Genomic DNA, 22,204 nt, shown 5'->3' on the forward strand with positions numbered 1-22,204 from the left:
TAGATAATTAATATAATTTTAAAGAAACGAAGAAATGAAGTTGATAAAATCAGATACTAAAAATAACGTACTTAAGTCTATGATGAATATTCTGGATAAAAGACGCCAGGAAATTATAGCAGCGAATAAAAAAGATCTGGATGCTTTTACAAAAGATGATCGGGCTATGTATGACCGATTGATCGTTGATGAGAAAAAAGTAGACGGCATGATCCAGTCTGTAAAAGAGGTGATGGAACAGGATGATCCGGTAGGCCAGGTAATCGAACATAGAAAACTGGATACTGGACTGGATATTACGAACAAAACGGCTCCATTTGGAAATATCATGATCATTTATGAATCCAGACCAGATGTAACTATTGAAGCAGCTGTTCTTGCCTTTAAAGCAAACAATAAGATCTATCTGAAAGGCGGTAAAGAAGCAATTGAAAGTAACAAAATACTTGAAGAATGCTGGCATGAAGCACTTGAAGAAAACGGATTAGGTAAGGAGTGGATCAAACTTCTACACCTGGATAGAACCGAAACTCAGGAATTTCTGAAAAATCCACCAGAGCAATTAGACCTTATCGTACCACGTGGCGGCGAAAGACTGATCGCATTTGTGAAAGAACATGCAACCGGAGCAGTATTAGTTTCGGGACGAGGAAATAACTTCCTGTATGTTTCTAAAAATGCCGATTTTGATATCGCCAAAAAAGTAATGCTGAATGCTAAGATTGACAAGATCTCAGGTTGTAATGCTTTAGATAAGGTATTGGTAGACACTAATATTGAAGGGTATGAATCTAAACTGAAAGAACTGGAAGAATTATTCAGCGATAATAAAGTTGAAATTCTGGTAGATGATAAAGTCTCTGAAGTTCTTACAGATCAAGCTAAAGTACCATCTGAAGATACCTGGTATGAGGAGTTTCTAGCGATGAAAATTGTGATTGGAGCTGTAGACGGACTTGATAATTCTATTGAGAAGATCAACCAGTACTCTGGTGGTCACTCTGCTTCGATCATTACAACAGATAAAGAAGAAGCAACCACATTTATGGAGCAGGTAGATTCAGCCGCAGTATATCACAATGCTTCCACCCGCTTTACCGACGGTGGGCAAATGGGCGTTGGAGCTGAACTTGCAATTTCAACCGACAAGCTTCACCATAGAGGACCTTTAGGTCTTAAACAATTGGTGACCAATAAATATTACGTATTGGGTGAAGGACATGTAAGAGTATAACTTCGATTTTATAAGTATAAAAAAAGCCTGGCAAATGCCAGGCTTTTTTTATGTCCAGATTTCGAAAATAAAATGTTTCGCGTTAAACAATTCAACTGAATTTTCAACGTATTCAATAATTAGATCTGGTATATAATTAAATCACTAACTGTAACGTTTAAGGGACTGTTTAGTCTTATAAATGGAAAACAAAAGCAAATATGAAAAAATTAGTAATGGGTCTGGCTGCAGCTTCAATGTTGTTCGCTTGTAAGACTCAGAAAAATCCCCAGGCAACTATTGAAAAGCCAGTTCTGGCTCAACTTGATCTGGTAAACGTTCAAAATGACAAAGTATGGGTTACCGTGGACCCGGCAGAATTTAAAACCGAATCTACCATATTCAATATCCCGAAAACTGTTCCCGGAACCTATTCTGAAGATAACTACGGGAAATTTACAGAATCCTTCAAAGCTATTGACTATAAAGGAAACGAATTGAGCTTCGAAAAGCCGGATGATAATAGTTATAAGATCGAAAAGGCGGCAAACCTTGATAAAGTTATGTACCTGGTAAACGACTCTTTCGACTGGGAAGAAGAAGGCGGTGTTTATTCCATGGCAGGAACGAATATTTTAAAGGATAAAAACTTCCTTTTGAATCTTCATGGTTTCGTAGGTTATTTCGACGGAATGACTGAAAAGAAATACCAGCTTGAGATCGTACGTCCTGAGGATCTTGTAGCAGGAACTTCTCTTACTATCGCTTCTACAGAAGATTCAGAAAAAGGAAACTCTAAAACAGATATTTACAACCTGGACAGGTACTTTGAAGTGATAGATAACCCGATCATGTATTCAAAGCCAGACACTACCAGTTTTATGGTAGAAAACATGCAGGTCTTACTTAGTGTTTATTCACCAAATGAAAAACATTCAGCTCAGACTTTAAAGCCTGGGATGGAGAGAATGATCCGTGCACAAAAGGAATTTCTAGGTGATATAAACTCTACAGATAAATATGCCATTCTTGTATACCTTTCCGAAGGTGAAGGAGATGCTTCGAACTATGGAGCTCTGGAACATCATACCTCAACTGTGGTGGTAATGCCAGAATCTATGGATGCATCTTCTCTGGATAAGAGCATGACCGATATCGTATCGCATGAATTTTTCCATATTATTACGCCACTTGGAATTCATTCTAACGAGGTTCATTATTTCGATTATAATGATCCCAAAATGTCCAAGCATTTATGGCTTTATGAAGGTGTAACAGAATATTTCGCGAATCTATTCCAGGTAAATCAAGGACTTATAGACAACAAAGAGTTCTACAAGCGAATGAATCAGAAGATCACAACTTCAAAAAGATTTGATGACACTGTTCCATTTACTGTAATGAGTGAAAACATACTTACAGATGAGTATAAAGATTCCTATTACAATGTTTACCTGAAGGGAGCGCTTATAGGAATGGCTCTTGACATCAGGCTAAGAGAACTTAGCGGTGGAAATATGGGAATTCTGGATCTTATGAAAAAATTGAATGCTAAGTACGGGAAAGACAAACCATTTAATGATGATGAATTGATTCCTACGATCGTTGAACTTACATATCCTGAAATTCAGAATTTCTTTGACCAGTATGTTACCGGTGAAACACCAATTCCTTATGACAAGTTTTTTGCAAAGGCTGGAATTGAGGAACAGGAGCAGATGACGGAAGTTGGTTTCTTTCTGAAAGGTCAGCAGCCTTACATCACTGCAAATCAGGAAACCAAGGAGATCGTTTTCCGTGGAGATACAGAGTTTAATACTTTCCTGAAGGAGCTTGGAGTTGAAGGCGGTGACGTGATCAAAAGCGTAAATGGTGAGGATTATTCTATTCAGAATGTTTATGAACTTATACGCAAGTCCCAGGAATGGAAGGAAGGAGATGACTTTACCATGACCATTGTTCGTAATGAAGAAGAGATGCAGTTGAAAGCCAAAGTATCTACACCTATGGATACCCAAATGACTTTAAGCGAAGTACAGAATGCAGATGGTGATAAAATTGAATTGCGAAATGCCTGGTTGAAGGGTTAATCAAATCCAGGTATTTCATATAGAGCGGCAGTTTTTACTGCCGCTTTTTTTGTTTAAATGCTAGAGTCGCTCTCGCAATATTTTTATCTTTAAAAACTAATTAACCAGCCAAAATATGGAAATTCCAATCCTTCAGGATATTGTTATTATACTAGGATTATCGATCGTGATCATTCTCGTATTCCAGAAGTTGAAACTACCGGCAATTCTCGGATTTCTTCTTGCTGGAATCATAGCCGGCCCACATGCTTTTAATTTAATTAGTTCGCAGCATGATGTAGAATTGCTTTCAGAAATAGGAATTATTTTCCTGCTTTTCGTTATTGGGATCGAATTATCATTGAAAGGTCTGGCGTCCATCAAGAAGATCATATTTCTTGGTGGTGGATTACAGGTTGGAGGTACCATTCTTGCTACTGCAGGAATATCAACCGCCTTAGGATTACCTTTGAACACCTCTATTTTCCTGGGGTTCCTGTTTAGTTTAAGTAGTACGGCGATCGTTTTAAAACTACTTCAGGAGAAAGGGGAAATTTCCACACCACACGGAAAAATAGGTTTAGGAATCCTTATTTTCCAGGATATCGTGGTAGTTCCTATGATGCTTTTTACACCCTTGCTAGCCGGAGAAACTCCAAATATTCTTACCACAGTAGGGATCATGATCTTAAAGATCTTACTGGTATTGGTGATCGTATATATTCTTGCAAAGTATGTCGCGCCTAAGATCTTTGGATGGGTCGTAAAGACAAAGAACCAGGAATTATTTATTCTTACGGTCGTCGTATTCTGTTTTGGGGTGGCATGGTTAACTTCTACGGTCGGTTTATCATTAGCTTTGGGAGCGTTTTTCGCCGGACTCATTATTTCTGAATCAGATTACAGTCACCAGGCTACCGCTAACGTATTACCATTTAGAGAAATATTCATCAGCTTTTTCTTTATCTCTGTGGGGACTTTGCTAAACCTTGATTTCTTTGCTGAAAATATTCTGATTATTATTGGTCTTGTACTCGCAGTTGTGTTACTGAAAATGCTTGTTATTGGAGTAACTGTACTAATTCTGAAGTTTCCGGCGAGAACCATGTTCCTGGCTATATTTAGTCTCTTCCAGGTTGGTGAATTCTCCCTGTTACTTTCTGGAGTAGGAAAAGAAAGTGGTATTATTCCTGAAAATATTTATCAGTATTTCCTGGCGATTTCTATTATTACGATGGGTATTACTCCTTTCCTGATTGAATCTGCTCCAAGGATCACCTATGCACTTCTGAAGGCACCGATTCCTCCAGCAGTTAGAAAAAGACTGGAAAACATCAAGAGAAGCACTAAGGCTGATGAAGAATTTTCCGAAGAGAATCTGAAGGATCATCTTGTACTTATTGGATACGGTATCAATGGTTCCAACATATCCAAAGCTGCTCAAAAGGCTGAAATTCCATACGTAATCATTGATGCAAATCCGGAAGCTTTTGATAAAGCAAAAGAACTCAAAGAACCTGTCATATTCGGGGACGCTATCAATACAACGATCCTGAAGCATGCACATGTGCAGGAAGCCAGGGTTATCGTAATTGCAATATCAGATGCTGGTGCGACCAGAAAAATGCTTACTTCAATAAGACAATTAACCAAAACCGCTACTATTATTGTTCGTACCAAGTATGTCAAAGAAATGGAAGAAGTCCTGAGATTGGGTGCAGACGAAGTGATCCCGGAAGAATTTGAAACTTCCATTGAGATTTTCACCAGGGTTCTTAAGAAATATCTTGTGCCGTTTGACGAAATTCAGGAGTTTATTAACCAAATTAGATCTTCAGATTATGAGATGCTGACTTCCATGAAGAAAAGACCGCACTCCCCTGCCCTGCAACACCTGAACATTCCGAACAGGGAGATCGTTACTCTAAAAGTGAATCGGGACAACCGGCAGATCGTAGGAAAATCCATCGAAGATTCTGGTATTGGAAAGAACTTTCAGGTCACCTTGCTTGCGATACAGAGAGATCGCAGGTATTTAACTGAGATTTCACCAAAAACAATTATTGAACAAGGTGATTTATTATACCTGTTTGGTCATCCTAGTAATATCAACCATCTAAATGACCAACTTTCTTTCAAGTAAATTAATATGCTCTTCAGCAATAATACTTAAACCAAATATGAAAAAAATACATTTACTCATTGTCGCATTTACTTTCTTCTCTTCCAGTGCCATGGCACAAAAAGTTGAGATTCCACAGGACACTATGGTGACTACCAGTCATTCAGTAAAAATAAATGGGAAATCTATTGACTATACTGCGGAAACTGGTATGATGCCGCTCTGGAATGAAAGCGGAACTCCAATTGCCAGTCTATTTTATACCTGTTATAAGTGTAAAAATGTAAATAATACTGAAGACCGCCCATTGGTCATTTCCTTTAATGGTGGACCCGGTTCTGCTTCCGTTTGGATGCATATTGCCTATACTGGTCCAAGGGTTTTGAAGATCGATGATGAAGGTTTTCCTGTGCAACCTTATGGAATTAAAGAAAACCCTCACTCTATTCTGGACGTTGCAGATATCGTTTATGTGAACCCTGTAAATACAGGGTTTTCAAGACCTATCCCTGATGCTGAAGGTAATGTTGACAAAGAGAGGTTTTTTGGAGTGCAGGCAGATATCACTTACCTGGCTGAATGGCTAAGTACTTTTGTAACCAGGAAAAATAGATGGCTATCACCAAAATACCTCATTGGTGAAAGCTATGGAACCACCCGTGTTTCTGGATTGGCTCTGGAATTGCAAAATAGTCAGTGGATGTATTTAAACGGCGTAATTCTCGTTTCTCCTACTGAAATTGGTATAGATCGGGAAGGTCCGGTTGAGGTAGCCAACAGGCTTCCTTACTTTGCCGCGGCTGCGTGGTACCATAAAATGCTACCTTCAAAATTACAACAAAAAGATCTTGAAGAGCTTTTACCGGAAGTAGAGTCTTATGCAATCAATGAACTTTTGCCGGTTCTTATGAAAGGTGGTTTTGTAGACGCTAAAAAAAAGAACGAAGTCGCAGAAAAAATGGCTGAATATTCCGGTATTAAAAAGGAGGTCATTCTTCAGAATAATATGGAAGTACCTTTTCAGTATTTCTGGAAAGAACTATTAAGAGATAAAGAGGGTTACACCGTTGGCCGATTGGATTCTCGTTACAAAGGTCTCGACGCCAGGAATTCAGGGGATTCTCCAGATTACAATTCAGAGTTGACTTCGTGGTTACATTCTTTCACTCCTGCGATCAATCATTATTTACGAAATGATCTTCAGTTCAATACTGATCTAAAGTACTTTATGTTCGGCCCTGTTCACCCATGGGATCGTAGTGATAATAATTCCGGAGAGATGCTAAGACAGGCTATGGCGCAAAACCCCAATCTGGATGTTCTAATTCAATCTGGTTACTTTGATGGGGCTACCACCTATTTCAATGCGAAATACAGCATGTGGCAACTTGATCAAAGTGGTAGAATGAAGGATCGTCTTAGTTTTAAAGGTTACCGAAGCGGACATATGATGTACCTAAGAAGCGAAGATCTCCAAAAAGCTAATGATGATCTTCGCGATTTTATCAATAACACGTTGCCTGCAAAGGATCAGTCGGCTAAATATTAAATTTTAACGCAACTAAATCCATATTGAAGCATCCAATAAGAAACAAGTATATCTCATGAAAAATTTATTGATATTACTCTCCGTTTTATTTCTTACTGGATGCTCTAGTGATGACGAAACTATATCAGACACTGCAATTGAAGGCATCTGGGAAAAGACTTCCACGTTAGATCCTATTGAATTTGATGGATTGGATGAAAATTTGAACTACGAGTATGTGATTCAATATAAATTTCTGGATAATGGTAAATTCGAAAGTTTTACTTTCATTCGAGCTATTGATACTTCTGAGATTGCAGGGTATATGTTCAAGGAACTCGGAACTTTTACAATCAGCAACAACCGACTTTCTTTAGTATCAGACAGATGGATTTCTCAAGATGATTCTGGAGCTCTACAATCTTTGCAGGAATTAAGTCTAAATGAAGGGGATATAGAATGGAGTTTCAATTTTGAATTGGAACAAAATACTCTTACATTTATTTTTGATCCCTGCGGACCTGCTGAGAATTGTATAGGAAGTATTACCCTGAACAAGGTCAAATAGTAAGTCATCTTACATTCTATTATTAATAATCTTCCAGAAGAAATTCTTTCAACTCGCCATACGTGCTAAGCTGAAAGGATTTCTTCTTTTTATTCAGAATTCCTACTATAGACTCGGGTATACTTACTATTGCTCCGGAAGCTTTTTCTACAGTTTTCAGAAATTTGACTGGATGCGCTGTTTCTAAAAACACGCCGTCATATTCAGGATTTATCTTCAAAAAGTCCTTAAGACCAAGGTAACCAACAGCTCCATGAGGATCCATCAAATAATTGTGTTTTTCGTAAACCGATCTAATGGCTGTATTAGTCTCGGAGTCGGTATAGCTCATAGCCATCAAATGTTTCTTGAGATCTTTAAAGTGATGTCCGAATAATTCCAGGATACGTACGAAGTTACTGGGATCACCAACATCCATAGCATTCGAAATGGTCTGGACACTTTGTTTAGCTTGGTAATCCTGAGATTCCATAAACCTGGTTACCGTATCATTGGCATTATTAGCCGCGACAAATGTATCTATAGGTAACCCCATCTTTTTTGCCAGTAGTCCTGCGCAAAGATTTCCAAAATTTCCACTTGGCACTGAAAAAGCTACCTTATTTTTTGTTTCTAACTGCCTGTAGGCAAGGAAGTAATAGAACATTTGAGGTAACCATCTAGCCAGGTTGATCGAGTTCGCTGAGGTAAGTTGCCGACGATCTGTGATTTCACTATCGAGAAAAGCTTTTTTTACCATTCCCTGGCAATCATCGAAATTTCCATCAACTTCGATCGCCTGTATGTTTTCTCCCAGAGTGGTTAATTGTTTCTCCTGAATTCCACTCACCTTTCCTTTTGGGTAAAGAATGACCACATCGATCCCATCAACACCTAGAAAACCATTAGCCACAGCGCCACCAGTATCACCTGAAGTTGCTACTAATACGGTGACCTTTCCTAAATTTCCCTTCTTAATAAAATAGCCAAGACTACCTGCCATAAATCGTGCACCTACATCCTTAAAGGCCAGGGTTGGACCATGGAATAATTCCAGCACTGAAACATCTGGCTCAATCTTTTTCACCGGAAAATTGAAGGAAAGCGTTTCTTCCAGGATTTTTTGAAGCTCAGTCTCAGGAATTTCATTGCTAACGAATGGAGAAATGACATGCATCCCAATTTCTGTGGAATTCAGGCTCTTCAGGTTGCTTATGAATTCGCTCGATAACTGCGGAATGCTCTCTGGAAAATAAAGTCCTTTGTCGGGTGCAAGTCCGCGTACCACCGCATTTTCAAAATTGCTATGATGTTCTTTATTGTTAAGACTATAGTACTTCATAATATTCTGATTCCTGATTTATTAATTTCTGAAACATGCAGTTCGAATCCCATTTCCTTATCCTGAAGAAAATCGACGAATCCTGCCCTCACCTCTTCTGCGGCAGTATCACCTTGACACATTGCGAAAACTGAAGGTCCTGAACCTGAAATTCCAAAGCCCAGGGCTCCTTTATCTAAAGCAAGTTTTTTCAAGTCATCGAAGTATGGGATCAAAATGGAACGAACAGGTTCTACAATAGCGTCGTGTAGACTTCTTCCCATAAGCTCATAGTCACAGGTATAAAGCGCGCTTACAAAAGCTCCCAGATTTCCCCATTGAGCTATGGCCGATGCTAGGGTAACATTCTGTTTTATGATTGCCCGGGATTCCCGGGTTTTAATTTCTATCATTGGATGAAGAACGACCATTCTTATCTCGGAAGGTGCAGGTAGTGCAAGAATTTCCAGTGGATCGTAACTTCTAACCAGACTAAAGCCACCGAGTAGAGCCGGAGCAACGTTATCTGCATGAGCATTGCCACTGGCAAGTAATTCACCCTGCATCGCAAACTCGATCAACTCCTTGCTAGTAAAAGGATCGTCAAGAAGTTTATTAACTGCATAAACTGCTCCTGCAGAACTTGCAGCGCTACTCCCAATTCCGCTTCCAGACCGAATCTTTTTATCGATCTCGATATCAAAACCCTGCTTCGAATCAAGTCTTTCCAGAAGAGCGAGAACGGCAACACCAGCAACGTTCTTATGAATTTCCATTGGAAGATCTGCGCCAGTAATTTTAGTAATACGAAGCTCATTTAGATCATTCTTTTTTACCAGCATCTCGTCACCTACGTTCTGCAGACAACATCCAAGTACATCAAAACCACAGGATAAGTTTGCCACGGTAGCCGGAGCGAAAATTTTAATTTCTTCCATAACTAGCTTTTACCGATTCTAATCACATCTGCAAAAATTCCCGAGGCAGTTACATCTGCTCCCGCACCAGCCCCTTTCACAATTAATGGCTGCTCAGGATAACGTTCTGTAAAGAACAGTACAATGTTATCACTCCCACTCAGATTGGCGAAAGGATGCTGTGCATGAACTTTTTGCAACCCGACTTTAGCCTTTCCGTTCTCTAATTGAGCTACATATTTGAGTTCGGCACCTTCAGCTTCTGCTTCACGATACATTTTCTGAAAGCTTGCTTCATCTTTCTCAATGATCTCAAAAAATTCAGCATTATCTGCCGCATTCAGGCTGGCTTCAGATAAGAAACTATCTTTTTCAATATCCTCCAGTTCAAGGCTAAGTCCCGATTCTCTGGCCAGAATTAAAATCTTTCGAGCTACATCTACTCCGCTAAGATCAATTCTTGGATCTGGCTCGGTAAACCCTTCTTCCATCGCCTGACGTACAATACTATGGAAAGGCTCTTCAGCTTTATAATTATTGAAGACAAAATTCAAACTCCCGGAGAGTACCGCCTGGATCTTCCTGATTTGATCTCCGGAAGCCATTAGATTTTGTAGTGTATCTATAATTGGCAACCCTGCACCAACATTAGTCTCATAAAGAAAGGAAGCTCCATATTCCCTGGCAAGATCCTGCAATTCCTGATAGTTTTCAAAAGAATCCGCGCAGGCGATCTTATTACAGGTAACTACCGAAATCGAGTTTCTGAGGTAATGTTTGTACCACCCGGCGATTACTTCACTCGCAGTATTATCTACAAATATGCTGTTTCGCAGGTTTAATTTTTTAATAGATTCAAAAAAAGCTTCTGGTGAGCATTCATCAGCGTTAGCTAGATCATTCTGCCAGGAGTTAAGGTCGATACCATTTTCAGAAAAGAGCATTTTTCGGGAATTTGAGATTCCCAGAACCCGAACTTTCAATCTTAACTTCTGAAGTAAATATGCTTCCTGCTTCTGAAGTTGCTGTAAAAGTTTACCACCCACGTTTCCTACTCCGGTAATGAACAAATTCAATTCTTTAGAAGGCACTTCAAAAAACTCTTCATGCAATAGATTTAGAGCTTTAGTTACATCCTTTTTCGCAATGACAGCTGAAATATTTCTCTCTGAAGCACCCTGGGCAATTGCCCTGATGTTGATATTATTATGTCCTAAAGCGCTAAACATTTTACCACTAAGACCATGATGACTTTTCATACGATCACCTACCAGAGCAATAATCGCAACATCATCTTCAATTTTTACGGCCTTGATCTTACCGGAAGAAACTTCAGCTTCAAATGCATCATTCAGTACATTTCTAGCTTCCAAAGCTTCTTCATCCCTTACTGCGATACAAATACTATGTTCCGAAGAAGCCTGAGTGATAAGCACAACATTAATCCCTGATAAATAAAGCGCTTCAAAAAGTCTTTTAGAAAACCCTGGGATACCAACCATGCCACTACCCTCCACGTTCAGCAAACTGATCGCATCAATATGGGTGATACCAGTTACCCATCTAAAGTTCTTTTTGCTGGAACGGGAAATTATTGTTCCATGACTTTCCGGGTCAAACGTAGATTTTATATTGATTTCAATGTTCTGATTTATAAGCGGTTGTAAAGTTGGAGGATAAAGTACTTTGGCACCAAAATGAGAAAGCTCCATGGCCTCTTCATACGAGATATGTTCCAATGGATAGGCCTGTGAAACCAAATTTGGATTTGCGGTGTACATTCCGTTTACATCAGTATAGATATAAACCTTTTTGAGATTGAGAGCCGCACCAAGGATCGCGGCAGTAAAATCTGAGCCACCTCTTCCTAGAGTACTGGGAACGCCTTCAGAATTTTTCGAAATAAAACCAGGAACTACATAGATCTGAGCATCATATTTATTAAAATACTGACGAATTTTTGTGTTCGACGGTTCGTAGCTTACCTGCACTTTTTCCTTAAAGTTGCGGCAAACAATAAGTTCTCGTGCATCTACCAATAATGTATTCTTTTCGCTCAACTTAAGATAAACCGAAATGATTTCGGTACTAAGCATTTCTCCGAAACCGGAGATCACATGAGTCGTTTTATCTGAAAGTTCACTTAACAGAAAAACCCCTTCACAGAGCGTTTCCAGATGATTTATAAATGATTTCACCTTACTTAAGACAGCACTCTGCTGGTCGACAGGCAGCAATTCCCGAACCGCCTCCAAATGTCTTTTTTCTATAGAAGTCAGAAGTTCTTTATACGAATCATCGCGGTCCCGAGCCAGTGTAGCTACACTTAAAAGATCGTTGGTTACACCTCCAAATGCTGAAAAAACAACAACTACTTTTTCATTCTTACTATACTGTTGAACTAGTTTGGATAATGACTTGATTCTCTCTGGAGAGGATACAGAAGACCCCCCAAATTTCAGGATTTGCATGGCTGAAATTATTTAAATGATTAAAATAAAATTAGGTATGGACGAGTATTATATAGCTAGAACCCCACAAGGGGTAATACCTGTAATCGTGATAAACATAGTCACTGCAGAAGAATAGGTATCTTCCTGGATCATGTTAATAAATGAAGTTGAAAAATTCACGATTCTGTTCTTATTTATTTTAAAGGTATTTAATAATTCTACATGACAAAATTTTAAACCATATTGAATTGAAGATTTACGGAATTCTCAAAATAGCACAAAAAAAAACCTGATAATTCAAATTATCAGGCTGATTATTAATTATTTAAAAATAAAGATTATAATCCGCTTATGTAACTTCCATAAAGATCTTTAAACTTGAGACCTTTAGAAAATCGTTGTTTACTTAATTTTTTATGTTCTACCAAAGCCCATAATAAGAACTCTTTCATAAAATATTTATCTGAATTTTCAATATTCGGTTGATACTTCTGAATAAGTTCATTTAGAGGTTCAATAGAATCTAGTTGTTCTTTATATTCTGAATCACTTAGATCATCTGGCAATTCGAAACCTGAACTTTCAAAAAACCATTCTACCAGATCATCATATGGTGTAGTTGCGTCTGGCTTCTGAAGCTTTTCGATCTTCGGAAAATACTCTGGGAACAAGGTTTTTACCGCTGCACCAATAAGTTCCATGGCTACGAAAGCTGCACCTTCCTGCTCTCCTTCATAAACGAGTTCTACTTTTCCAGTGATTGCAGGAATAACCCCAAGAAAATCACCAAATCGTAAAGTAGTTTCTTCACTTCCGGTTTTAAGGATACGTCTCTCTGCAGTACTTAATAAATTTTCGAAAGCGGTAATACTCATCCTCGCACTTACACCACTTTTATGATCTATATATTCACTGTCCCTGGCTTCGAAACTAATTTGTTCTAAAAGATCTTTCGCAAGCTCGGGAACTTTGATCGTATCTTCCTGTCTACCATCTTTTTTGGCTTCCTGTGCCGTAATGGTTTTGGCGATATCAATATTCTGTGGATAATGGGTTAGAATTTGAGATCCTATCCTGTCCTTCAGCGGAGTTACAATACTTCCTCTATTCGTATAATCTTCGGGGTTGGCTGTAAACACAAACTGCATATCCAATGGTAAACGCAATTTGAAGCCTCTAATCTGGATATCACCTTCCTGAAGGATATTGAAAAGAGCAACCTGAATTCTGGCTTGCAGATCTGGTAGCTCATTGATTACAAAAATGCTTCTATTCGCCCGGGGAATCATTCCGTAGTGAATTACGCGGTCGTCAGCATAACTCAGTCTCAAATTCGCAGCTTTGATAGGGTCTACATCACCTATAAGATCTGCTACAGTAACATCTGGAGTCGCCAGCTTCTCGAAGAACCGATCGTCTCGATGCATCCACTCTATTGGAGTTTCGTCACCCTCTTCCGAGATTTTTTCCTGCGCATAGCGACTAATTGGTTTTAAAGGATCATCGTTGATCTCTGAACCTTCAACTACCGGAATCCATTCATCCAGTAGATTCACCATGAGCCTGGCAAGTCTTGTTTTTGCTTGTCCGCGTAATCCTAGTAAATTAATATTATGTTTTGATAGAATGGCACGTTCAAGCTCCGGGATCACCGTATAATCATACCCGTGTATTCCTTCAAAAGCTTTTTTACCTTCTTTTATTCTGACTTTTAAGTTATCTCTAAGTTCGTCTTTAATACTCTTAGTCTGGTAACCTGAAGATTTTAATGCTCCAAGTGTCTTGATATCTTTCGTATTCATAGCTTTATCCTCTAATTCTTTTTTTTCTGTTCGATTCGTAATCTTCAAAGATCATTTCACCCAATCCTTTAAGCCCAGTATAGAATGCTTTCCCTTGATTAGCAGCGGTAAATTCCTGTACAAACCTGGTAAGGTATGGATCCTGGGCGATCATAAATGTTGTAATAGGAATTCTGAGCTTTCTTGCTTGCCTCGCTTTATTATAACATTTATCGATTACATAAGGATCCAGTCCAACACTATTCTTGTAGTATGTTCCATCCTTTTCCCTGATGCAACTTGGCTTCCCATCGGTGATCATAAAGATCTGTTTGTTGGTATTTCTCTTTCGGCGTAGGAGATCCATAGCTAATTCAAGTCCTGCCACCGTATTGGTGTGGTAGGGACCAACCTTTAGATATGGTAATTCAGCAATAGATATCGGCCAGGCATCATTTCCGAAAACCAGGATATCCAGTGTATCTTTAGGATACCGCGTAGTAATTAATTCTGAAAGTGCCATCGCAACCTTCTTTGCTGGAGTGATACGATCTTCGCCGTATAGAATCATACTGTGACTTATATCGATCATAAGTACGGTGCTCATTTGTGATTTGAAATGAGTTTCCTCTACCACCAGATCTTCTTCAGACATACTGAATTCACCAATTCCATTGTTTATCTGTGCATTCCGAAGACTTTCTGTCACAGAAATTCTACTTAAAGAATCTCCAAACTGGTATTGCCGGAAGTCACCCGTGTGCTCATCTCCCCGACCTGTTTTGTTAGTTCTGTGATTTCCTGCGCCACCTTTTTTTAATCTTCCGAAGATCTGCTCCAGCGCTTGCTTTCTTATAGCGCGTTCGGTTTTCGCAGTAATGCTCATTCCTCCGCTGCCATCTGGTTCTATCTCTTCCTTAATGTAACCTTTCTGCTTCAGCTCTTCAACGAAATCATCGATCGTATAATCATCAGTTGTAAGTTGATACTCTTCATCCAATTGTCTAAGCCAGTCTAAAGCCTCTTCGAGATCTCCTGAGGTGTGGGTAATAATCTCTTTAAAGATATCGAAAAGCCTGTCGAATACAGGCTTTTCAGGTTCTTCGAATTTATTAAAAACGAAGCCCCTTACTTCTTTCTCCTTCTTTTTCATAACAATAAAATTAATGCTTTTCAGAAGAATCTAAAAACACCTGAAGATACACAGAGACTAAAGTTATGTTAACTTAGATAAGCTACTTTCTCAACTTCGGATGTTATTTTTGTCACAAATTCCAATGTCTATCCTGTGGTGTTCACAAGTAAGTTAATTGAAATTATTCTTTGGAGGCTCGTATTGATAAGGGTTCAGCCATTCACTTAGAAATAGAATAAAGCATCCCGATTCTTCCGGCACTCAGGCTCTCTTTTACAATTGCGATGCAAATACTATCTTAGAGGCCTGTAGTACATTTTTACACTGCATAACAGGGATAGGATGATTCTCTAATGAATTAACCTACACTTAATAACCAACCATAAACGACCAGTATGAGCATAGGAGAGATTATCTTGATCTTTTTTACAGTAGTAATGTGTATTCCCACGATAGCATCAGCCACCAGATTTGATCAATGGTGGATTCGTGGATTTGATTTCCCAAGGATTCAGATAAGCTTCTTGATCATTTGTGTAATTATTGCTTCTGTCCTTGTTTACGACTTCAGTAAAGATTGGCATTTAATTGCCATAGCTGCGCTTTTCATTAGTCTCCTTTATCAATTCGTGAAAATTTATCCATACACCTACCTTTCTAAGAAGCAGGTTATGAAATTTAAAGGAAGTGATGCAGATGCCTCAATTTCTATTTTAGTTAGTAACGTACTTACTCCTAACAAACGCAGTGATAAGCTAATTGAACTGGTCAAAAATCGTGATCCGGATATTCTTCTAACCTTGGAATCTGACCAACGCTGGGAAGATGAAATGTCGGTTATCGAAAAAGATTATAAGTATACGGTTAAGATTCCTATGGATAATCTTTATGGAATGCACTTATATTCCAAACTTGAATTGGAAGATATTAAAGTAAGATATCTGGTACAGCACGATATTCCTTCCATACATGGAATGGTAGTACTTAGAAGTGGCAAGAAAGTGAACATTCACTGTCTACACCCGATGCCGCCCAGCCCTACGGAAAGTGATACCAGTACTAACCGAGATGCTGAACTTTTGATGTTAGGTCGTGACATCGACAGTGAAAAACATACTACTCTAGTATTTGGTGATCTGAATGATGTAGCCTGGTCAAGAACTACAAGACTTTTTCAGAAGTTGAGCGGACTCATGGATCCAAGAATTGGTAGAGGCTTCTTCAATACTTTTCACGCAGATTACCCATTATTAAGGTGGCCCCTGGATCACGTATTCCATACAAGAGACTTTACACTTATTGAAATCGCGCGGGAGAAAAGTATTGGTTCAGACCATTTCCCTATGTATATTAAGCTAAATCATGAACCTATTGCAGGCGCGATCAATGAGGACACTGATGCACCTGATGAAGAGGAAAAGGATTGGGCCGAAGAAAAAATTAAAACTGCAAATCCTCTGGTCGAGAAGATTCCCTTTAGCTCATTTGGAAATAGGGTGCAAGCTTAGAGATTCCCTTTAACTTTTCACAGTGTCTGGCTGAAAGTGGTTTTTCAATGAAATCTACTACGTGAGGATCATTTACCGCTTCACGTTTGTCCTTTCGATCTATAGAGGAAGTTGCCATTACTACATGCAAGCGCTCATCTGAAGGCAATTTTTTGATGTGGTCTAAAAATTCCCATCCAGACATAGCAGGCATATTTATATCAAGCATAATCAAGTATTCCTGATCTTCACTGGCTTCATATTCTAGAAATTCTAAAGCTTTATGCGCATCTTTAAACACTAAGGGATCAGTATCCAGTCCACTTTTAGATACAATCTTTTTTTGTAGGAAGGTGACAATATCATCATCGTCAATGATTATAGTACGTAACATATTTTAGGGTAATTTTGGGGATTGCTACAATTCGTTTTCAGTTTTCACAGCAATTTCTCGGATGATAGCATCCAATTCATTCGCTGAAATTAATATATTTTCTAGTATTTCATCGATGTTATCTAAATCTTCTCGATAGTTCATCATCAAATCTACCAGTCCCATGATCTTCGCGAGTGGCGCACGCACTACATGTGACTGAGTCCAGGCTATTTCTTTTAATCGTTTATTATGATTTTGAATGGCAATTAAATGACTCTTTCTCTCAGTGATATCCTGCAGTGAGCCGATGATCCTTATTGGTCTCTGTTCAGCATCGAACATCAAATGACTTCGATCCAAGACATATTTATAAGAACCATCCACGCATCGAAATCTATATTCAATGGTTAGATTCTGAATATTCTTTTCAATAAGATCTTGTGCAGAGTTTCTTACCTCTTTATAATCTTCAGGATGAATTTTATCATTCCACCATTCCGAAGTAAAAGTACCATCTTCAGAAGTCCAACCAAAAACCTTTTCCAGGGTGTCACTAACTTTCATAATTCCAGTCGCTATATGATAATCGGTAATAATATCACTTGTAGCTTTGGCCACTATATCATAACGCTTAAGGCTTTCAATTAGCTGGCGTTCCTGAAGTATAAATTCTGTAATATCCCTCGAATTGAGTACAATTCCGCCAACTGCATCTTCGTTAGAAAGATTTGTTGCAATAGTTTCGATCCAATGGATATTATCATCCTGATCCTTAACTCTATAACTTGGCAGTTGTAATCTTTGTCCTTCTTTGAGACCTTCCAGAATACCGGCAATGTTATGCCAATCATCATGACACACGCTATGTTCGAAAGAAGTGTGAAATAATTGATCTATAGACAAGCCGTAGAGTTGCTCTGTACCTGGGCTATTATAAATAAATTTCCATTCACGGTCCAGAATTGCAATATGATCTGAACCTTCCTGAACCAGAGCCTTAAATCGCTTCTCACTATTTCTTAGTAAGGATTCATGATCTTTGATAGCGGTAACATTAGTTCCATAGATGTATACTATATTTTCGTTCTCAAAAAATCTTGAAAAACGCCAGGATATCCAGATATAATCTCCATTCTTTTGCCTGCAGCGAATTTCGAAATCTTCTCCTCCAATAGAAATTAGATTGATAGCTTCGAAAGTTTTATCCAGGTCATCAGGATGAATGAAAGTGGAAAATGGTTGTGATAAAATTTCAGCTGTGCTATAATTAAAAGTTTTCACGAAAGCAGGATTCGCCATTTTAATAAATCCATCCAGCCCAATCACCGCTATTAAGTTTGGAGAATATTCAAAGAAGTCTGACAATTGATTCTGACTCAGTTTTCTTTCCATAGCCGAGGCTATCTGAATACTAACATCTGTGTATATAGATTGTTCTATTTTTTTTCGGTGAACTTTAGAACCAAAACAAAGAATACTGATCAAACGTCCTTGCAATATTATAGGTATTCCAACCGCAGTTTGTATTGATTCAGATTCATTTATCATCATATTTTTAAGCAGACCTGTATTATCTTCTTTATGAATAATTTCAATACTCATAGAGGCCCATACTTTACCTGGTAGACCTTCATCTTTTTTATAACGAACGCTCTCAGAATCTCCTTGCTGAAGATCCATATTTTCAGGCCAGTAAGCTGTTCGGATCAATTCTATATTATTTGCACTTAGCTTATAGGCTTCTGCATAGTCAAAGCCTAATTCATTACTGAATATCTCAAGCGTTTTGATCGTTGCATCCTGGAATGTTCTTTTATCCCCAAAAGCCTTCAATGTTTTAAGAATTAGATCCTTTCTTTTATTCTGCAGAAAAGCATCTGTGTTGTTTCTTGCTATCCCTACTAAACCAATTACATTATCTTCCGCATCTTTCAAAGGAACTTTTGTTAGTAGTACCATCTCCCGACTGCCATCACCTTTTTCAACTACATCCTGGCGATTGTAAACTGCTTTACCTGAATTCATTACCAAATCATTATCGGCAATGATTTTTTTAGCTTTGGTTTCCTCAAAATAGTCGAACGGAGTGATATTTGAGTTGGCTTGTAGATCATCCATTCCTAATATAGTATTCGCAAATTTTTTGTTGGTGAGGATAGAACGGTTATTCCGGTCCTTTACAAAAATATAATCCGGAATATTATCGATTATAGCGCGCAACATTTGTTTATCTGCACGTCGCTTACGTTCGGTTTCGAGTTTTTCTGTAATATCTTTTGCAATTCCGTATACCCCGATAATTTCTTGCTGAAATACAATTGGAAAATTTTTGACCTCCAGTATTCTGTGATTTCCATTAGCTGTAATAAAACTGCATTGAAAATCAAGAGACTCACCATTCAGAGCTCTTCCGAAGTAATCTAAAACCTGGTCCTTCTCTGCTTCAGGAATGAACGGTAAAAAGTGCATTTGCAACAATTTTTCTTCGGTAGTTTCGGCTAATTGTGCAGATCGTGCATTTACATTTATGAACTTTCCCTCTTGATCAAAAAGAAAAACCGCATCTGGATTGTGATAAAAAAGATTTGTATAGAATTGTGAACTGTAATTTAATTCTCTCAATAACAGGTCTTCCTTCTTTCTATATGTATTGTCATTCTTTTCTATTGATAAAGAAACACTACTAATCTTCCTATCATCACCCATAATAGGCGCTATATAAAAACTATAGACAGATGAATGTGTATCTTTTTGGTACGTATGGGTTTGAAAGCGACCTTTCTTGCAAAAGGTCATTTTTTCATTGACCTGTGCGGCAAGTTCTGAAGGAAAAAGGGCGAATAGCGTGCATCGCAGACTGATTTCCGAAGAAAAGTTTTCCTCAAAAAATTGTGCTGCTGAATTATCAAACGCAATGACACCCTTAGCATAGCTTAAGGTGATCACTGTTTCTGTAATAGAATTTATAGAAACGTAGTTCAAGATACTATAGTAGGTTTGGGTTCAGGAAAATACAAAAAATATGAAGCCTAACCTAAAATAAAGATCTAGAGAATTTGAGACCTGCACCAAAATTAGATTGATCTACGTTTTTAATATCTGAAGCGACAAAGGCTGACAGGTTATAATCGCCCTTCATTAACTCAACTTCCAGGTAGGAAGAAACTACCTTTTGTGTAAGATCAAAAAATATATCCTTCCTACCATAGTTTTTACGATAAGAGAGTAAAGCTTTATAGGGTAGGTTAAAGGCATTTCCTGTAATTCCTACATGATGTGCAGTTATAATATTCACTCCGATTCTATAGCGTTCTTCTGTGGTTAATATAAATGGATTACCTATGACTAGATTCTGATACGTCCAACCTGATTTATATAAATTATTATTAAAGTAATCGTCTGACCCATCTCTATTAGAACTTTTTCTGCTCCTACTTTGATTCTTGGTATAGTGAAATTCGTATATAAAAGCTTTTACCCAATCTTTACCCCAAAAAGTATCTCTATTATCTTCAATATATATTCCGTACCGTCCATCTGGAAGATTACCCATTTTTAGACCGGAGCCGTCTTCGAAGATATGATTGTAAAAGAATTCAACATCCAGATCATTAATTTTTGACCTTACCTTCAACTCATAACTTCCAATTTGATTACCGAGTGCGTTGACTTCCTGTCCACCCACGTCGTCTATTCCCGCTCTACCTGTGATTACACGTCCATAGTCTTCTAGGGTCTGAGGTAGTCTTCCAAATTCCTCTGAAACACCTGCCCATTGCACGAATTGTTGCAACCCGAGACTCACTTCGAAATCTTTCTGACTTCTATAAACTAAATGTCCACTTTTATGATGTAACCTAGGGCTATCTATATATCTATCATCATCCAGAAGATATTCACCAAAAAAAAATTTAAAACCCAATCCGTAATCTTTAAAATTGAAGAAGATTGGTTCAACCGTTTCAATAGATACGCCTGGAAAAGGTGATGCATTCAGCGACCATAGAATACTTTCATTGCTAACACTTAAACCCTGGTATAAATCAATGCGCTGCCTTTTACCTATGTCAACTCTAATTTTAGGTGAGACATAACTAAAATATGCTTCATCTATCTTAATACCATCATCATAGCCATCTTTATAGAGAAATCCGCCACCAAACTGGAATGACCTGGTATTATCGATTTCAAAAATAGCCGTACCCGATAATAGTCCGCTATAAAAAGTTTTCTCGTCTAGCCTACCTCTACGGTTAGAATGCATCCAAAATGGGGATTCTGATCCACTATAAAGCCCAGCAGTTCCTTTCACATCGAGATTAAAATAATCCTGACCAGATGAACTTAGGCCAAGGATTAAAAATATGTAAAGAATAAAAGGATACTTCATAGATCTACTTGGGTTGCAAATATTACTAATTAGAATTTAAAATCTGTAATTTTGAACGGTAAAATAGATTATATGTTATCGATATTTAGTAGAAGTAAATATTTGGTTGACCTTATAGAAGGGATGCCAGATTTTCACAATCATACCTTGCCAGGTATTGATGATGGTTCAGATAGCGTAGATACTTCACGGGAATTATTTAGGCGGTTTTCAGAGATAGGAATTGATAATATTGTGGCAACTCCGCATATTATAGGTGAATTTTATCCTAATACTCCCAGTAGTATTGGTGAAGCTTATAAAGAGATTCTAAATAATAATGCAGGTCCTAAAAAACTAAGCTATTCTGCTGAATATATGATGGACCAGCACTTTCTTGAAATTCTAGAAAATAATGATCTACTTACAGTAACAGATAACAAGGTTCTGGTGGAAATGTCGTATTTCCAAGCGCCAATTAATCTGAACCAGATTTTATTTAAACTTCAGAATAATTCCAAAATTCCAATCCTAGCGCATCCGGAAAGATATACTTACATGCATTCTAAAGACCTAAACAAATTTCATGATCTAAGAACAAGAGGTTGCCTTATGCAGGTCAATATGCTCTCCCTATCCAATCATTACGGAAAAGGTGTACAGAAGATGGCATACCAATTAATTGAAAACGGATTAATCGAATACATTTGCAGCGATGTTCATAAACTCACGCATCTTGAAAAGATTAAGGAAATCAAAGTGCCAGTTAAGTATATTCACAACATTACAAAAATCTGCGATAATAATCGTACTCTAATGCAACAACATTTTAGTTAGAGTTAGAAATACGTTTTTTAATACGCTGCCACCTAGATTCTTTGTCTAC

15 protein-coding genes are annotated in these 22,204 nt (G+C 38.0%); 7 read left to right on the forward strand and 8 right to left on the reverse strand.

The genetic code is table 11. The features are described 5' to 3' along the window. Positions 1-34: 34 nt before the first annotated feature. The 5 genes from ACNI3T_RS01255 to ACNI3T_RS01275 all read left to right on the forward strand — a co-directional run bounded on the left by ACNI3T_RS01255 (position 35) and on the right by ACNI3T_RS01275 (position 7,500). Entirely contained in the window at positions 35-1,234 is a 1,200-nt protein-coding gene (locus ACNI3T_RS01255; protein ID WP_418226279.1) for a glutamate-5-semialdehyde dehydrogenase, read from the forward strand. Positions 1,235-1,434: 200 nt separating this feature from the next. Beyond that, a complete protein-coding gene (locus ACNI3T_RS01260) occupies positions 1,435-3,303 on the forward strand; it encodes a M61 family metallopeptidase (RefSeq protein WP_418226280.1) in 1,869 nt (622 codons plus the stop codon). Between the two features lie 115 nt (positions 3,304-3,418). Further along, positions 3,419-5,425, forward strand: coding sequence for a monovalent cation:proton antiporter family protein (locus ACNI3T_RS01265; RefSeq protein ID WP_322302482.1), 2,007 nt, complete (start codon positions 3,419-3,421; stop codon positions 5,423-5,425). A 37-nt stretch (positions 5,426-5,462) separates the two neighbouring features. Next, positions 5,463-6,953: a S10 family peptidase gene (locus ACNI3T_RS01270; RefSeq protein WP_418226281.1), complete on the forward strand. Its 1,491-nt coding sequence runs from the start codon at positions 5,463-5,465 to the stop codon at positions 6,951-6,953. Positions 6,954-7,008: 55 nt separating this feature from the next. Continuing rightward, complete coding sequence (locus tag ACNI3T_RS01275; RefSeq protein WP_418226282.1) at positions 7,009-7,500, forward strand: hypothetical protein; 492 nt, start codon at positions 7,009-7,011, stop codon at positions 7,498-7,500. Positions 7,501-7,522: 22 nt separating this feature from the next. Here ACNI3T_RS01275 and thrC read toward each other — a convergent pair whose 3' ends face one another. The 5 genes from thrC to ACNI3T_RS01300 all read right to left on the reverse strand — a co-directional run bounded on the left by thrC (position 7,523) and on the right by ACNI3T_RS01300 (position 15,104). Continuing rightward, entirely contained in the window at positions 7,523-8,821 is a 1,299-nt protein-coding gene (gene thrC, locus ACNI3T_RS01280) for a threonine synthase (protein WP_418226283.1), read from the reverse strand. After that, complete coding sequence (locus ACNI3T_RS01285) at positions 8,818-9,738, reverse strand: homoserine kinase (protein ID WP_418226284.1); 921 nt, start codon at positions 9,736-9,738, stop codon at positions 8,818-8,820. The genes thrC and ACNI3T_RS01285 overlap by 4 nt, the downstream gene beginning before the upstream one ends. Positions 9,739-9,740: 2 nt before the next feature. Beyond that, the gene (thrA, locus tag ACNI3T_RS01290) at positions 9,741-12,188 is read right to left on the reverse strand and encodes a bifunctional aspartate kinase/homoserine dehydrogenase I (RefSeq protein WP_418226285.1); all 2,448 of its coding nucleotides are present in this window, start codon (positions 12,186-12,188) and stop codon (positions 9,741-9,743) included. 320 nt (positions 12,189-12,508) lie between these two features. Beyond that, positions 12,509-13,972, reverse strand: coding sequence for a magnesium chelatase (locus ACNI3T_RS01295; RefSeq protein ID WP_418226286.1), 1,464 nt, complete (start codon positions 13,970-13,972; stop codon positions 12,509-12,511). Between the two features lie 4 nt (positions 13,973-13,976). Beyond that, positions 13,977-15,104: a vWA domain-containing protein gene (locus ACNI3T_RS01300; protein ID WP_418226287.1), complete on the reverse strand. Its 1,128-nt coding sequence runs from the start codon at positions 15,102-15,104 to the stop codon at positions 13,977-13,979. A 377-nt stretch (positions 15,105-15,481) separates the two neighbouring features. Here ACNI3T_RS01300 and ACNI3T_RS01305 point away from each other — a divergent pair, with 377 nt between their 5' ends. Further along, positions 15,482-16,594, forward strand: coding sequence for an endonuclease/exonuclease/phosphatase family protein (locus ACNI3T_RS01305; RefSeq protein WP_418226288.1), 1,113 nt, complete (start codon positions 15,482-15,484; stop codon positions 16,592-16,594). Here ACNI3T_RS01305 and ACNI3T_RS01310 read toward each other — a convergent pair. Genes ACNI3T_RS01310 through ACNI3T_RS01320 form a run of 3 tightly spaced genes read right to left on the reverse strand, consistent with a single transcriptional unit; the run spans position 16,563 to position 21,339 of the window. Continuing rightward, on the reverse strand, positions 16,563-16,967 hold the full coding sequence (locus ACNI3T_RS01310) for a response regulator (RefSeq protein ID WP_418226289.1): 405 nt from the start codon (positions 16,965-16,967) through the stop codon (positions 16,563-16,565). The genes ACNI3T_RS01305 and ACNI3T_RS01310 overlap by 32 nt on opposite strands. Before the next feature lie 24 nt (positions 16,968-16,991). After that, on the reverse strand, positions 16,992-19,931 hold the full coding sequence (locus tag ACNI3T_RS01315) for a PAS domain-containing protein (protein WP_418226290.1): 2,940 nt from the start codon (positions 19,929-19,931) through the stop codon (positions 16,992-16,994). 52 nt (positions 19,932-19,983) lie between these two features. Continuing rightward, positions 19,984-21,339 (reverse strand): capsule assembly Wzi family protein, encoded by a 1,356-nt coding sequence (locus tag ACNI3T_RS01320; protein ID WP_418226291.1) that lies wholly within the window; start codon positions 21,337-21,339, stop codon positions 19,984-19,986. A gap of 51 nt (positions 21,340-21,390) precedes the next feature. Between ACNI3T_RS01320 and ACNI3T_RS01325 the strand changes: the two genes are divergently transcribed. Continuing rightward, entirely contained in the window at positions 21,391-22,155 is a 765-nt protein-coding gene (locus ACNI3T_RS01325; RefSeq protein WP_418226292.1) for a tyrosine-protein phosphatase, read from the forward strand. Positions 22,156-22,204: the final 49 nt, after the last annotated feature.

The organism is Christiangramia qingdaonensis (genome assembly GCF_048381525.1).
GTDB lineage: Bacteria > Bacteroidota > Bacteroidia > Flavobacteriales > Flavobacteriaceae > Christiangramia.

Excerpts from the sequence above, each read along its gene's own strand:
- ACNI3T_RS01255 (WP_418226279.1), top strand. The coding sequence starts at position 35 with ATGAAGTTGATAAAATCAGATACTAAAAATAACGTACTTAAGTCTATG.
- ACNI3T_RS01260 (WP_418226280.1), top strand. The coding sequence starts at position 1,435 with ATGAAAAAATTAGTAATGGGTCTGGCTGCAGCTTCAATGTTGTTCGCT.
- ACNI3T_RS01265 (WP_322302482.1), top strand. The coding sequence starts at position 3,419 with ATGGAAATTCCAATCCTTCAGGATATTGTTATTATACTAGGATTATCG.
- ACNI3T_RS01270 (WP_418226281.1), top strand. The coding sequence starts at position 5,463 with ATGAAAAAAATACATTTACTCATTGTCGCATTTACTTTCTTCTCTTCC.
- ACNI3T_RS01275 (WP_418226282.1), top strand. The coding sequence starts at position 7,009 with ATGAAAAATTTATTGATATTACTCTCCGTTTTATTTCTTACTGGATGC.
- thrC (WP_418226283.1), bottom strand. The coding sequence starts at position 8,821 with ATGAAGTACTATAGTCTTAACAATAAAGAACATCATAGCAATTTTGAA.
- ACNI3T_RS01285 (WP_418226284.1), bottom strand. The coding sequence starts at position 9,738 with ATGGAAGAAATTAAAATTTTCGCTCCGGCTACCGTGGCAAACTTATCC.
- thrA (WP_418226285.1), bottom strand. The coding sequence starts at position 12,188 with ATGCAAATCCTGAAATTTGGGGGGTCTTCTGTATCCTCTCCAGAGAGA.
- ACNI3T_RS01295 (WP_418226286.1), bottom strand. The coding sequence starts at position 13,972 with ATGAATACGAAAGATATCAAGACACTTGGAGCATTAAAATCTTCAGGT.
- ACNI3T_RS01300 (WP_418226287.1), bottom strand. The coding sequence starts at position 15,104 with ATGAAAAAGAAGGAGAAAGAAGTAAGGGGCTTCGTTTTTAATAAATTC.
- ACNI3T_RS01305 (WP_418226288.1), top strand. The coding sequence starts at position 15,482 with ATGAGCATAGGAGAGATTATCTTGATCTTTTTTACAGTAGTAATGTGT.
- ACNI3T_RS01310 (WP_418226289.1), bottom strand. The coding sequence starts at position 16,967 with ATGTTACGTACTATAATCATTGACGATGATGATATTGTCACCTTCCTA.
- ACNI3T_RS01320 (WP_418226291.1), bottom strand. The coding sequence starts at position 21,339 with ATGAAGTATCCTTTTATTCTTTACATATTTTTAATCCTTGGCCTAAGT.